We start from the raw sequence: 14,678 nt of genomic DNA on the forward strand, positions 1-14,678 counted from the left end.
AAGCTTTAAGCACCTTATTTCAAAATATGATATTATTTTTCACTTACTCTAGTCTCACTTAACCAGCGCCGCTCTAAGATTGACACCATACTCCATGTATCCCTTCAAGCATGTCAGCATGTATACCCAACCCTCTTTATTGTCTAATAATTGGTTGATAAGATTTTCGTGGTTCTCATCAAATCCTTCTTCTTTGACTACGACAATTGTGCTGCCTTTTTCTTCTTGCTCAAATGTTATGGTTACTTTATGGCTACCTGCCCACTCGAAGACAATCTTTTTATGTTCTTGAATTTCTTTTATGTCTATATCCCCTTGTGCGTCATATTCTTCATATCTTAAAGTAACAACCCTTCCTTCCTCCCACCTTTCAGAACTTGAAGAAAACCAAAAGTTACCTATTTTTTCAGGATCAACAAATGCCTCAAAAATTTCATGTGCCTGCTTTTGAATTCTCATTTGAGAGAGATTATTCATACATCTTCCACTCACTTTCATGTATTTTTGGGTTATTTCATTTATATACTGTCTACTATTTATTGTCCATTTATTGTCCATTTACTAGGCCATTCTGTTTTCAAAAACTTATTTCCTTAAAGCGGTAACCAACGCCTCAAATGGTTTCAATAATTTCAGGGGTTGAACGAATCAAACTAACTGATTTAACTTTGCATCGGACAAATCTGATCCATAATCACAAGTTGATAAAGTTGGTACAACTAGCCATTTATATGAAACGATACTTTAATGCTCATTTAGATGTGCAAAAAGACACTCACAAAAGAGTGCCCTTAAGTATAGTTACAAATTTATCCAACGTTCTTTTTCTTTACTGGAATCCATATTTCACTTCTATACTTCGGATTCCCTGTGTCCTTACTCTCATTCCATACCATTTCAGGACCTTCAACTGCTTCATAGCCTGAAGCCGGAAACCACTCTGAGTATATCCTGCCCCACACATTCTGAAGTGTTTCCGGAAATGGTCCAATCGATTCGAATACGGCCCAGGTACTGGCTTTTATTTTTAATGCATCAAATTCTCCTGTTTCATCACTTGAAGTTGCCACCCCGATGTAATGATCTAACTCTCCCTTTTCTTCCATTCTTCCTTCAGAAAAATTAGTTGAAGCACTAATAATACCTGTTGGTTCTATGTTTGAAAGTGCTTTTAGTTGTTTAATTACCTCAGGTGTTAATCGCCCATACATTTCGGCAACATCTGGATTAACCCCGTTAAAGATTATTGGAACCCTTTTCTTAAAGCCCACTACCTTAAATGGTGCTTTTTCAACAATACGATAATTCATTTCGCATCCTCCTCTTATTGTGAGTTGGAAGGTCATTTTAGGATAAGCTTTTAACGGTGTATGCTCTCTTCTTGCTTCAGAAGGGAGAAAGCCATGCAACGAATGAAAAGCACGGGTGAATGAATCCGCTGAACGATATCCGTATTTGACCGCAATATCGATTATTCTCAAGTCACTATCTTTCAAATCAAGGGCAGCAAGCGTCAGTCTTCTTCTCCGAATATATTCTGATAAGGATATGCCTGATAAAAAAGAAAACATCCGTTTAAAATGATACTCTGAACAGTAAGCCATTTTTGATATTTCGCTATAATCAATTTCCTCCGTCAGGTGCTCTTCAATGTAAGCCAATGCCTCATTCATCCTTCTTAAAGAATCCATCAAATAACCTCCTTTCACCAACAATGTTAGTAAAGAATGCGATAATCCATCCGACAATCTGTGCACAATTTAGTCGACGCCCCTATAGGATGTCATGACTTTTGACGATAAGATTGTATCATTTCAAAGTATTGTGTATCTCCTAAGCCATGGTCTTTGAAATTTTCGATTAGAAGAGACACCAGTTCTTTTATCGGGACGTCTTGGTGCTGTTGAATATACAGCATAAGATCACTATCTTTCTTAAGGTAATTCAAATACAGTTCAATTCCTTTGTATAAAGGGATTGGATGAACTTCCTTAGACATAGCTTTATGAATCAATACTTGTTTGTAGAGTTGATCATATCCTTTTGCTTTTAGGCTGTAATACCTTATAGGTTGAAAATCATCTCCGACAAGATGGAGATCAATTGAACCTTCATACTCAGTTTGATCTAACCAGGCGAGTATGGTGAGAAGATTCATTTGACAAAACATATCCTCATCAAACCATAGGGCTATATGATCATAATCCTCACAAAAGAGAGGCTGCAATGGCTTTAGGGTGATTTCAGCATATTGAACTGGCGTTACATGATGAACCTTCGCACGTATTTCTGTAAATTGATCGGAAAATAAATCATCGCAGGTGTCCCCATAACACATTGCTTCGTTAAAGGGAATCATCCTTTCGGCTTCAAGAAACTGTGTCTCTTTGAAATTCTTATACATTTCTGTTCCATTTAATATATGTACGGTTCCTGTTGGATCCACATTGACACCTCCTGCTCTGGTGACTTGATTCTGCAGCATTTCTCTATCCCGTATACTTCAAGACATCCTCAAAAAACTCCTCTCTTTTTAAGAATGGACCGTTTATTAAACATAATAAGAATAATGACAACCCATTATTTCTCCCATAGCTCAATCAGTCTACCTTCAGGATCTTTAATCCAAATAAACGTACCAAATTCACTTACCTCTTTTTCCTTTACAAGAGGTACACCGACTTGTTCCAGATGCTCAATCGTTTCGTTTATATTATAAACTTGGAAATTCAACATCACTTGCTGTTCTGTTGGGAAGTAAGGGTCATCTTCAGTAAAGAAAGAAAAAATGGTTTCATTTCCTGATTGGGGTTTAATAATAGTCCCATTCAAATCTTCCATTTCAATCTTCAACACTTCACTGTACCATCTTTTAATAGTATCCAGGTTTTTAGTCCTCCAAAATATTCCCCCGAAACCTTTTATCAACATAATAAACTCGCTCCCTTCTCTAATTTCATTAATTTCTCCACTATATTAGAATTTCAAGAAATAAAAACAATATCCTTCTTCAGCCACCCGATAGGGGAAACGAATCTTCAGAATGACTCCGATTCATTATCACAACGGCTTAAAATATGGTTGGGGTGAAACGACCATTGTCACCGCCTTTGGGTTTGTTTCGTGGATTTGTACGTTTATCTGTTTTGCTTATTGGAAGTTTGTTCTCAAGCCATAAGGTAAAAGAGGCTGGGACAAAACTAAAAAATCACGAAATGAAGACGATTAATAGAAGTGTAGGTTCTTAATACCGCTAATGATTTCCGTGCAAGACTACGCTTTCCGCGGGTAGCCCGTGAGCCTCCTCGGCAAGCCTGCGGGAAGAAAAGCGGAGGGGCTTTGTTCAGAGGCGGGTGGCATAAGGCGAAGCGGCCACGAAGGCGTTCTTTGCCTTCTTGGCCGCTTCGCCTTATGACATGTGCCTCTAAGCCCCTGAGCCTGGACGGGTCTCACATAAGCTACTTTTCCCGCAGGAGTCTTCGTCTTGCACTCCAATCAACCGCTGGAGACTGCTAAAATCAAAAGGACCAAGGTTAAATAATAAACCCGAACCAATCTGCCTCTAAGTAGCGGATTGGTTCGGGTCTTGCTTAGACTAAAACACTTTTGTCCCAGCCTCTTTTGATTTATTCACTTCTATCAATTCAGACCAAGTGAAAAGAGTCTTTCACCATCCCGCTGAATTTTTCTTGTTCTTCTAGATGGGGTGAATGGTTACTATTTTCAAAGATATAAAATGTTGAGTTGGGAACAAGATTGAAAATTTCCTCTGAATACACAAACGGGCATTGAGAGTCGTGTTTCCCACAAAAAACGATTGTCGGGGTTTTTATATTCGAAATGTCTTCTCTGATATCAAACGTTGGCAATTCGTTATAAGCATAATACTCTAAACGTTTTTGAACCACTTTTCCACTGCTTGGCTTAGAAAAGTATTCATCATATCTGCTTGGGTCATTCAGAGACATTTTCGTCCATTCCCTACGTGCGTGCTTCCGTTCTTCTCTTGTTGCATCATCGGAATTCAGGATGGAAAATACCTCTTTCAATCGGTTGTTAAGAGGATTCCTATCACAATAAATGCTTTCCTGATCGTCCATATATTCATTTGTAGCTGAGGCACCACCTACAATCAACCGCTTTAAAGAAGCTGGATAATCAGCAGCATAAACCAGCCCTAACATCCCACCTGTGGAATGTCCTGCAAAATTCCAGCTATCATACCCTAAAGCAGATCGGATTGCTTCTAAATCCTTGCTGGTTTCACTCATACTTAACTCATCTTCATCTTGAATCTCAGTGGAATTCCCCGATTCTTTCAAGTTGACCAGGTACACTTTAAAATCTTCCAAAAACCGGTCAGCGAAATGGTAGCCTCGCTCGTTAAACTCGCTATATAGATGAGTCACACATAATGGTTCACCATTCCCGGCTTCAAATATTTCGAAATCCCCTCGATCTGTTTTAATTAGCTTTTGTTCCCACATGTTTTATCCCCCATTCACTCTTCACGGCCCGTTAACTGAAAATAAGAAAAGCCGTAGAGGAGCTATTCATTTGAGTGTTCATGATCTAAATTGACTTTTCCCCGGAGAAGAAGGGGATAGGATGTGATCGTTCACCAAATTCTCCTTCAATATGATTCTTGCTCATCCAACTAGTACTTACTATCTATTAGACGTTTTCAATAGAGTGAAAGTTTCGATTTTTTCATTTCAATGAAAAAATAAATAGGGCAATAGCTGGAGATCATTTTGGTGATCTTCAGCTATTGCCCCTTTACTATTATTAAATATTTTCACCATTGAATAGGTGGAACTTCATTTATAGGCTTTTAAAAAAGATTTTTGTATATCCTTTTATTAATCACATTCCCCTAAAATCATCCATACTCTCCCCAAGTATATAATGTGAAAACCACATCAGATTCTGCTTCACAATAGCCCGGTGTACTCCAGGTTTCTCAGAGCTGTATCCCATTCCTTTAAATGTAACTAATTCTGTATCCACTCCCATATCCCGTAGTCCTTTATGGAGCTCATAAGCATTTGAAACTGGAACTCTTGTATCCTTTTCTCCATGTTGGATCAGGGTGGGCGGGGATAGAGACGCTCGATTGAACTCCCATTATTGATCAGATCTCAGATATCGATCCTTAATCAACCTTCGATGGTGAATTTCATGCCCGGCAATGATGTACCCTATCGCACGAGCTGTCACTTCGGAACCGTTTGCGTTTCCACGCCGGCGCAACGCTTCTTCATCCATGCTGCTTAGAAGAAGAATGGTGTGTTGGCGGACAAGAGCTTGATGATGTAAAAGGTCCGATAATGAAAAGCGATTGAAATTTCCTCTTCTCACATACTCATCATCATTATATCCAGGAAGCATTTCCTGTTCTCCCCTGCCGATACTGAGAAGGCGGTAGCACATAATGCGCTCCGTATCGGTTATGTGGCCGATGACTTCCTTGATGGTCCATTTTCCCGGAGCATACTTATATTCTGCCGTTTCCTCACTTAAGTCCTTTAACAGTTTCTTGGTTTCGTTTTGTTGATCATCAAGAATCTGGATCAGCTCTCCATCTGGTACATTGTTTACATATTCCTTATAATACGGGGGATATTCGTTTGTTTCTGGTTTCCTCATCATAGCTTCTACTCCTTTTTGCATGCTAAATGCATATCAATGATCGATTTACTTCTAAGAAATCCAAGATCTTCATAAAGCTTAATCGCTGCATTATCCTTAATCACAGATAAGCGGGTAGCCGGGTACGCTGCACTCGAAGAATGGATCGAATGGGTTAACAAATATCGTCCAAGCCCCCTCTGTTGGTGATCAGGGTCCACGACTAAACTCATGATAAGTGGATAGTCTTCAAATTCCATGTGCAGACAGACGCCCACAATATTGTTCGAGTGAGTATCGATCACAACTCTTGAACACTCATCCATGATTTTATTATGTTTATGTTGATTGATAAATTCGTTTTCATGGAGAAGATAATCTGCATTCGTTCCGATTTGCTTATACGCCGGATTGGCTTTATAGGCTATCATGAGTAAACATGCGATATCATTCGCATCTCCACGTGAAACAGCCCTTGATCTATATCCTTCAGGTAGAAAGGCCTTCATTGGCTCCGTCGGACGAATCATCCATACATTCACTTCATGAATCTTACATCCAAGTTGTTTATACGCTGCCACTTGTTCTTCTACCACTTCTCTTACAATGATTTTATTTTCAGTAGTCGATATCTTTTTGACATAGTTTAATAGTTTATGTGCCAACCCTTCGTAGTCCTTATAGGGTGGCACTACAAATATATCCGATATGAAATTAGGTTTTAGAAATACACCGCCAATAATGGTTTCTCCATCCATGATGAAATATCCGCAGTCAAAAATGGATGCGATATCTATTAATGTCTCAGAGGACCTTCTAAAATAGGAATCTGCATTTTTTTGTCCATGATAAATGGAATAGTATCGTATGTATTCTTTGGGCTTTTGGTAAACTAATCTTAATCCGTCTTCTAGATTAATAAGTTGTTTCAAAGATCGACCTTGCTCACTCATGTATTTCGCCCTTTCTCTTCAGCTCTACGTTGACCTTTAACTTAATACCAATTATTTCAAATTCACATGAGTTACTCAAGTAAATGGTCGAAAAAAGATGAAAGTTCCCTATCTAGATAACAAAAAGAACATTGGGGGTTTAAGCTCCTCCCAATGTTCTTTATCTTGAATTAACCTGCCTTATCGTATTTTCTAATTAAAAAGTAAAGGAAAAGTAAATATTACGAAAGCTGCCCAAAGTCCGTAGACCGGTAAATACTTGGTAACGGAATCTTGGATCGTTGAAGGTCCGGATTTGTTTTGTAGAAAACGCATATAGGAGAACATAATCCAAATTAGGTTTGCCCAGATAAGTATGTTTACACCTAAAACAGCAAGTCTGTTTGGCGTAATCCCATAAGAAGAAAGTCTGAACACGATGGCTGACACTGCCACACTGTCAATGATAAGGGCAAGAACAATCAGGGCAAAATTTATATAGTCTGAAATGTTTTTTTTCTCGTCTGAGTCGCTTTCGGTAATGGAAAATATGGTAACGACCAATACACCAAGGAGTATTCCGTTGAAGGCTATCAGGAAATTACGGTCCAAGAATGGATTTTTCCCGAGCCATATAACCGCAATGAGATAGACCAACAATGTGATCAGGACAAGAGGGCTAAAAATTTTAGCTATATAGGGTGTAATATTCTTAGCAAGTTTAAGGTTCATTGATACCAGGTATGCAGCCACAATAGCGAGAGAGGAAGCACCAAATAAAACGATATTACTAAAATAAAATTCCTCTATATCCAAGCCGATAAAGCTGAATAACTGCATGGTTAATGCTGCCAGTATCATTCCACTAACAGCCATGCTGGCGTAGAGAATACCATATTCCAGATTAAATTTGATATAGGCTAATCTAGTACTCCCTTTTGAATACTCATTTCCTGTAAATGCGAGCCCTGACACGATCCATAAGAATATGGGCATGTGTAAATAAGCAAGGATAATACTGTCTTTATCATTTAAAGGCAGCATATTAAGATAAACCCCAGAAATCAGGAACAACCCTACAAGGGAAAAAATAACACTTTTTTTCGGGGTATTTTTGTATACAAAATAGGTAGCAATAAAAGGAATGATACCAAAGGCCAAGTTAATTGGAGCGATCACTTCCTGTTCGACAAAATGGAAAATGATCCTGGTAAATATCCCTGCCATAATGGCTAAAATGCCCATGAATATGAAATCTTTTTGGATCTTGGAAGATTTTTCTGTATTTGCTGCCTCCTTGAAATGCAATCTTTCATACCAAACGCCAAGGACCTGAGAATCAGGATTTTGTTCCCATGCCTGTAAGAAGGAATGTTTAAAAGCTTTTGGATCTTTTCTATAAATTCTCTCCAGTTCATGAGGGTTAGCTATGTTTTCAATAATCGAATTGTTACATTCCATCGTAATACCTCCCCTAATAATTGTTATTTTTTCTCCACAATGTTTAACTATCTTCGTCACTTTTGTATTCTAATATATCCCCAGGCTGACACTCTAAAGCCTTACAAATTGCCTCTAAGGTGGATAATCGAATCGCTTTCGCCTTTCCATTTTTCAATATAGAAAGGTTAGCCATCGTTATCCCAACCCTACCCGAAAGCTCTGTTACGCTCATTTTCCTTTTTGCTAACATCACATCAATATTGATTACAATTGCCATTGTTATTCACCTCAGACCGTTAAATCATTTTCTGATTTTATATCAATTGCTTCTTTTAAAAGTTTCTGGAGAACCGCCGCAAACACTGCGATAACCATCGAAGCAAAAGGAACAACCAATCCGACAAAGATAACTCCTGGGGCGTCGTCTACTTCCGCAAAGATATAGAAGAGCGGCAAAACTAGTACATGCAAAATACTGATTGTGATTGCACAATATTTGATATTCTTTAAAGCTTTTACAGATAGATCAGAGAAAGCTTTATTTTTGTCAATGTAGCGCAGGAGTTTAAAAGCCTGATATAAAGCAAAGTAAAAAGGTATTGCTGATGCATAGAAAACGATGAAAACGAAATATTTTATAATTGCAAACTCTGGAACTAATGTTGCTGAAAGGTCCGCCATCTCAGGCACCAAAAAGATGCACAGAGCAAGAACTGGAACTCCTAAAAAAATAACAGCTATTTTCAGAAACAACGTTGTAATTTTTCCCATAAAAGCACCTCATTTATTTATGTTGATTTTGATTTTAATACAAAGTTTATCGTTTTACAATAAATTTTTATTAATTAATATAACAATTTTATTGTGAGTTGTTTGTATATATAAAAAAGAGGCTGGGACAAAAGTGTTTTAGCCTAAGTCAAACCCAAACAAATCTGCTTCGTAGTGTGCAGATTTGTTCGGGTTTATTATTAATTTTTCGAATCATTTGATTTTAGCTGTTTCCAGCGGTTGATTGGAGTGCAAGACGAAGACTCCTGCGGGAAAAGTAACTTATGTGAGACCCCGCAGGCTTGCCGAGGAGGCTCACGGGCTACCCGCGGAAAGCGTAGTCTTGCACGGAAATCATTAGCGTTATTAAGAACCTACTTCTATTGTTCGTCTTTTTATCGTGGTTTTTAAGTTTGTCCCAGCCTCTTACTTATTGGATTAATAGCTCCCTTATTGAGCATTAACACCTCATTAACACCTTTAAGCGCTTATTTCATTAACCGCCCTTTAAATTAATACCAATTTTTTCAGAATATCACCTGTAACTTAATGATAAATTCCACAAAAAAGAAGCTAATCTTGTTCAAGATAAGCTCTCTCAGTTTAAGTATAATAACTCCAAAAGTTAAAATTATTGTTTTATATTGAAGTCTTTCTTTAACAATGAATACATATATAAATCATCAAATTTTCCGCAGGTAAACTCATAATTTCTCAAAAGTCCTTCTCTAATAAACCCTTGTTTTTCAGCTAATTTTTGTGACTGTTTATTAGGAGGTTCTATTAACGCTTCTATCCGTTGTAAATTCATCTGTTCAAATCCATATCTAATAACAGCTTCAAAAGCCTCACCTGCGATTCCTTTCCCCCAGTGTTCTCCACTTAACTCAACACCAATTTCAGAACGATAATGCTTTGGAACCAAGTTAAGAAATCCACAACTACCAATTACCTCCCCTTGATCCTTCAACGTAATCCCCCATCTTATTCCGGTTCTCTTTTCGAATATTGATTTATACCACGAAATCTCATCCAATGCGTCATCAATGGACTTAAATGGTTCTAAACCAACATACTTCATTACGTCTTTATCAGACAAATACTTTAGAAGGCTGTTTGCATCATCTTGTGTTACTTGTCTTAAAATCAACCTATTAGTTTCAAGTATAGGAAATTCACCTACTTCTATCACAATAAACCTCTCCCTAAATATTATTCATTTTCAGTAGCACCCCATATGCGACTTAACTATCTATTCCACAAAAAGAGGCGTAACCCTGCTTTAGGTTACGCCATATTAATTCAGTAGCTTTTCCGCTAGAATGCCCGTTAATGCAACATGAATTAAACTGAAGATCAGGTCCGCATACTTCAGTTATCTACCAATGATCGCAGAGTCAGGGCTTTGAATCACTTCTAATAAACCTCCTCTTTTTTTAGAACATAACTTTCCACATGCAAAAATGGGGCCAAACCTTATTCTGAAGAACTAGTCCCAAGGAGTATCCTTAGAACTAGTTCTTTCAATTTCCCTCTTAATTCAGGCTATCCATGATGCTCTCTAATGTTTTCCCATTCTCGGTTGATTTCGGTTCGTTTTCATGAGGGACTGTTGAATTTTCTTTTAGGAAGTTTTGTTTGATGTAGTTCATGTCGACCAAATCAATTGTACCGTCAAAGTTGATATCTCCTTTTCGGTCGTTCGTACCCCAATGTACTTCCAGGTAGATCGCATCAAGAATATCGATTACATGGTCTTTGTTCACATCTCCAGCAATGGCTGCTTTTTTACCAATAAATTTCTTTTCACCTACATGACCATCTAATCCGATATAGAAGGACTTTTGTACTATAAAATGTCCAGGTAAATCAAAAATTAATGTTAATGTTTCTCTAGTGGACGGCAGTGAATCCACTTCAAAAGTAGGCTTATCCATTACTTTCCCCGGATATTGATTTCCATCCTCACCCATAACCTTAACAGTAGCACCCATTGAGGAATAATCAAATAGCTGTACAGGGCCGGATGCTGATAATTCATAGACTGCTTCTCCATTCATGGTACCCACAATGTGAGAATTCGCAGCATTTATTTTGAATGACGGATTAATTCGTTCACTTGTTGTTTTCACATCAGATAAGTTTGTGAAATCCGCTTTTGTTAGTGACATTTCTGCATAGTCATTAATATAGCTATCCTTTTTCACTTCTGCTTTTAATTGAAGCAGAGAGAGTACATCTTCGGCATTCCATGTTGTATTCTTAGCTTGTAATGTCACCTTAATCGTACCATTTTCATTCGTCACTTCTGCATTGAAGCGATCCTTCATTGTATCTATTAGTTCAATTTCTGTAAATGAAAGAACCTTTGGATCGTATTTGAATTCCATCTCTGCTTTTTTAAACTCTCCTTGATTCGCAGCATTTACATCGAATGTGACCGTTTCACCTTGCGTCACTTCTTTCTGGTTTGCGATAGTTGTCACATATGGTGAACCTTTTTTAACAAAATAGTACTGCAAGGAAGAGGATTTATTCCCCACATGATCTGTTGAGTAAAATTCAACAGGCAGTACTTTTAAGTGGCTGGGAAACGTACTTCTTGTAAAATTAAAATTCCCTTCCTCATCAACAGGTAGTCTGGATGGATAATTTGTGTTGTAACGATAAAAGACCGTGTTATTTGCTTGAGTGATTTCGGAACCAGCAGCTTTTAAATCATTTATTGCTTGATCCATCACATTCCCATTGATATCAATCAGCGGATTTGAATCATCTGGATTTACTTCAATTACTCCTCCCGCTAGATTGGTAGTCAATTCAGGATTTGAATTATCAACCGAAATCGGTTTTTCAATAATGATTTGTTTTCCATTTTCTCTCGTAAAGACAAACTTCACCTTATACGTACCCGGCTTTACTTGGATGGGTTCCATCGCTTCAACTTCTTCGGATGTGACTCCAAGAGGATAATAATCTCCATTGAAGAAAGAGTTTAGTTTAATATCTTTCCCTTCAGGCATTTCAGTTCCTGCGAAATAGCCAATATACCCGATATCCTTAGAGTTTGTATCCACTAAGAAAATATCAAGTGAGCGCATATAAGAATTTAATTTTAGACTAGCTGATGCTAAACTGCTGTAATTAAAATCTCCATTATTGATGGTTGTAATTCCGGAGCTAGTTTCCAGATATTCAACCCCATCTTTCACCTTCCGAATACTAAAAGGTATACGATACTCCTCTGACGAATCTTCCTTATTTTTATAACGGATGTACCCTTCATAGTAACCGTCTTCAGCTGTCTTAGGCACGTTCAAGAAAACATTGGTTTTCTTATTCTTCCCGGCCTTTACTTTAATATTGTTATCAAAGGTCAGCTGTATTCCATTTTCTGAAGCGTCAAGAGAATGCTTTGTAAACTTTACACTACCAATAAACGTTTTCGTTTCTTCACCGGAATTATTCATTATGATCGTTCGTTGATCTCTAAGTGAATTATCTTCATGCTGCAAACTAAAGCTCATACTCCCTGTCAGCTCATCAATCAGAATTTCCTCACCATATAGGAAGTTTTTCGTCTCATCCATCACCTGTAAGTTCATATCTGAATGAATCGCTTCATAAGCATCGATACGTCCTGCTCCCACATCAAAGACACTGTACTCTTCTGCCATTTCATCTGCCGTATTCATCAAAGATGTTTTAATATCAGATGGTTTTGCTTTGGGGTTTTTTTCAAGCATTAACGCTGCCACACCCGCTACTTGTGGAGCCGCCATAGAGGTTCCTGATAATCGGGCATATCCGTATTCGTACTGTCCTTCATATTTCTCACCGCGTAAATTGGGAGGAACCGTTGACATAATATCCAGTCCTGGTGCTGTCACCTCTGGCTTAATATCATACGTAAATAGCGCCGGTCCACGAGAGCTGAAATAGGAGAGTGTATCTTCTGGATATATCATATTTTTTTCAGGGTTTTTAAAAGTATATTGTGCCGTTTCGTTCTGTAACAATTCTTTAAATGCTTTTCCTTGCTCACCACTAAGAATATAAGCATACGTATTATCTGTAGAGACGGCAATTTTATCTCCTATGAATCCGTTATAGGTACCATATATAAATACAGCTGCCGCTCCATATTGTTTGGCTAACCTCACTTTTTCATATGTCCGATTCGTCCCGGTTGAAACCAGGGCAATCTTTCCCTTCACGTCGACACTATTGAAATCAGTCTCCAGTCCTTTACCTACATCGACTATATTAAATGTTTTTCCTTCTAATGTTCTGGGATCCTCACCATAGCCATGTGTAGAATAACGTATTTCCGAATCTACTTCCGTACTGCTGCTTTTAAATTTTCCTGTATAATTGAATTCTGCAACTTCTGGATTACTCGAACCAACTGTAATCCCAAGTGCTGAAGCGGCGGGAGTTCCAAGAGTATACTGTCCTCCACCTTCATTACCAGCGGCCAGAACACACGTAACACCTGATAATACTGCATTATTGATTCCAATCGCTAAAGGTGAGTATGGATCATTGGAGTTTGCCCCAAGCGATAAGTTAATAACATCCATTTCATCTTTCACTGATTTCTCAATACCTGCTAAAATATCTCCCGTTGAACCAGTAGCATGTGGACCAAGAACTCTATATACATAAAGGTCCGCATCTGGCGCTACCCCTTTAGTTGCATAGTCTGATTCTGCTTTCCCCTGTCCTGCAAGGATACCGGAAACGTGGGTGCCATGAAAGGTAATATAATCCGAAGCATTCCCCCCTGGCTTCCCGGCTTTGATCCAATCTTCATAAGTCGTTTCCATTGGATCATCATCATCATCTACAAGGTCATAGCCACCTGCGTAAGCATCTTTCAAATCTGGATGGTTATAATCAATTCCAGTATCAATTACACCAACTTTTATGTCTTTCCCTGTTAAACCTTCTTCATGCAGTTTGTCTACACCCATTATTTCTTGAGGGGTCTTCCCACTATAAGGTGACGTATTCGTATTTTCTTGAGTTGGTTCGATTAACTGTACTTGTTTATTTTCGTAAACGCTTTTAACTTCTTCAGATTGAAGTAAGGTTTCTACCTGATCCGCGGGTAATGTCAATGCAACACCATTGAATGCTTCCGTAAAAGTATCACTTACTTTATGTTTTACCTTTAGTTGAGATAAGTCCTTATTAAATTGTTCATGCGATGCTTCTATCTTTTTGTTCGCACCTTCTTTTGTTAAGGTTCTTCCCTTAAGCTTTTCCAGCATAATTGCAGTGTTTGCTGTATGCTGCTTAAACTCGACAATAACAGATATTTTATTAGAACTATCTAAATTCGTTTCAGGTGAGATATTTATTTCGGGTTTGCTTGTTGTATTCAAATCTTGGAGTGCTTTTCTTTGCTCGGTCGTTAATCCTTTTAAAAACTGGTCAATTTTTGCTGTGGTTTCTCCGTGAACAAGATTTCCTGCCTCTGCTGTTTGTAGAGTTTGTTCCCCATTTATATTGGGTTGTACCTCAGATGTTGCTATACCGTCAATTGGATTTAATAACATGGCACTTACAGCTAATACAGACCCTTTTACGATTTTCTTTCTATGTTTCATTATTTTCCCCCATCAGTCTATTTAATTTCATTAGAGCATGCGATTAAGCTTTTAAATGATTTTTTGAACTCCCTTTTTGAAAAACGATTTTCACCACCTTTGAAAATAATCTTAAATACTTTGTAATTAGCAAACTATGACCATATCTACCATTTACAGTTAACATGGAAAAATCCCTTTATAAAATGGACTTTCCCAAATGGAAACAAACGAATTTTCCAACATCAAAATTCGTTATGATTCTGACAATGTTTTCAATTGTCACAAACGTACCAATAAACAAAAC

At 37.9% G+C, this 14,678-nt stretch carries 12 protein-coding genes and 1 pseudogene; all 13 read right to left on the reverse strand.

Annotated features, from left to right (window positions below; translation table 11 throughout):
* Positions 1–54 precede the first annotated feature (54 nt).
* Positions 55–477: an SRPBCC family protein gene (locus AAEM60_RS17110; protein WP_299739665.1), complete on the reverse strand. Its 423-nt coding sequence runs from the start codon at positions 475–477 to the stop codon at positions 55–57.
* Between the two features lie 332 nt (positions 478–809).
* Positions 810–1,691, reverse strand: a complete 882-nt coding sequence (locus AAEM60_RS17115) for an AraC family transcriptional regulator (RefSeq protein WP_341356713.1) — start codon at positions 1,689–1,691, stop codon at positions 810–812.
* A gap of 92 nt (positions 1,692–1,783) precedes the next feature.
* Positions 1,784–2,446, reverse strand: coding sequence for an AraC family transcriptional regulator (locus AAEM60_RS17120; protein ID WP_341356714.1), 663 nt, complete (start codon positions 2,444–2,446; stop codon positions 1,784–1,786).
* 134 nt (positions 2,447–2,580) lie between these two features.
* Entirely contained in the window at positions 2,581–2,928 is a 348-nt protein-coding gene (locus AAEM60_RS17125) for a VOC family protein (protein WP_341358012.1), read from the reverse strand.
* 716 nt (positions 2,929–3,644) lie between these two features.
* Positions 3,645–4,487 (reverse strand): alpha/beta hydrolase, encoded by an 843-nt coding sequence (locus AAEM60_RS17130; protein ID WP_299739017.1) that lies wholly within the window; start codon positions 4,485–4,487, stop codon positions 3,645–3,647.
* Positions 4,488–4,866: 379 nt separating this feature from the next.
* Positions 4,867–5,097: pseudogene (locus AAEM60_RS17135) on the reverse strand (prolyl oligopeptidase family serine peptidase); the annotation flags it as partial.
* A 30-nt stretch (positions 5,098–5,127) separates the two neighbouring features.
* Complete coding sequence (locus AAEM60_RS17140; protein ID WP_341356715.1) at positions 5,128–5,652, reverse strand: DinB family protein; 525 nt, start codon at positions 5,650–5,652, stop codon at positions 5,128–5,130.
* 5 nt (positions 5,653–5,657) lie between these two features.
* Positions 5,658–6,584: a GNAT family N-acetyltransferase gene (locus AAEM60_RS17145; RefSeq protein WP_341356716.1), complete on the reverse strand. Its 927-nt coding sequence runs from the start codon at positions 6,582–6,584 to the stop codon at positions 5,658–5,660.
* 192 nt (positions 6,585–6,776) lie between these two features.
* Positions 6,777–8,024, reverse strand: a complete 1,248-nt coding sequence (locus AAEM60_RS17150; RefSeq protein ID WP_341356717.1) for a DUF4153 domain-containing protein — start codon at positions 8,022–8,024, stop codon at positions 6,777–6,779.
* A 43-nt stretch (positions 8,025–8,067) separates the two neighbouring features.
* Entirely contained in the window at positions 8,068–8,283 is a 216-nt protein-coding gene (locus AAEM60_RS17155; protein WP_341356718.1) for a helix-turn-helix transcriptional regulator, read from the reverse strand.
* Between the two features lie 11 nt (positions 8,284–8,294).
* A complete protein-coding gene (locus tag AAEM60_RS17160) occupies positions 8,295–8,777 on the reverse strand; it encodes a DUF2975 domain-containing protein (RefSeq protein ID WP_341356719.1) in 483 nt (160 codons plus the stop codon).
* 631 nt (positions 8,778–9,408) lie between these two features.
* The gene (locus tag AAEM60_RS17165; protein ID WP_341356720.1) at positions 9,409–9,969 is read right to left on the reverse strand and encodes a GNAT family protein; all 561 of its coding nucleotides are present in this window, start codon (positions 9,967–9,969) and stop codon (positions 9,409–9,411) included.
* A gap of 343 nt (positions 9,970–10,312) precedes the next feature.
* Positions 10,313–14,392, reverse strand: a complete 4,080-nt coding sequence (locus AAEM60_RS17170; protein ID WP_341356721.1) for a S8 family serine peptidase — start codon at positions 14,390–14,392, stop codon at positions 10,313–10,315.
* Positions 14,393–14,678: the final 286 nt, after the last annotated feature.

This window comes from Rossellomorea sp. y25, from assembly GCF_038049935.1.
In the GTDB taxonomy this organism is placed as follows: domain Bacteria; phylum Bacillota; class Bacilli; order Bacillales; family Bacillaceae_B; genus Rossellomorea.

Bases quoted from the DNA above. Each gene is read 5' to 3' on its own strand.
- AAEM60_RS17170 (WP_341356721.1), bottom strand. From the start codon at position 14,392: ATGAAACATAGAAAGAAAATCGTAAAAGGGTCTGTATTAGCTGTAAGT.
- AAEM60_RS17155 (WP_341356718.1), bottom strand. From the start codon at position 8,283: ATGGCAATTGTAATCAATATTGATGTGATGTTAGCAAAAAGGAAAATG.
- AAEM60_RS17115 (WP_341356713.1), bottom strand. From the start codon at position 1,691: ATGGATTCTTTAAGAAGGATGAATGAGGCATTGGCTTACATTGAAGAG.
- AAEM60_RS17150 (WP_341356717.1), bottom strand. From the start codon at position 8,024: ATGGAATGTAACAATTCGATTATTGAAAACATAGCTAACCCTCATGAA.
- AAEM60_RS17145 (WP_341356716.1), bottom strand. From the start codon at position 6,584: ATGAGTGAGCAAGGTCGATCTTTGAAACAACTTATTAATCTAGAAGAC.
- AAEM60_RS17140 (WP_341356715.1), bottom strand. From the start codon at position 5,652: ATGATGAGGAAACCAGAAACAAACGAATATCCCCCGTATTATAAGGAA.
- AAEM60_RS17130 (WP_299739017.1), bottom strand. From the start codon at position 4,487: ATGTGGGAACAAAAGCTAATTAAAACAGATCGAGGGGATTTCGAAATA.
- AAEM60_RS17110 (WP_299739665.1), bottom strand. From the start codon at position 477: ATGAATAATCTCTCTCAAATGAGAATTCAAAAGCAGGCACATGAAATT.
- AAEM60_RS17160 (WP_341356719.1), bottom strand. From the start codon at position 8,777: ATGGGAAAAATTACAACGTTGTTTCTGAAAATAGCTGTTATTTTTTTA.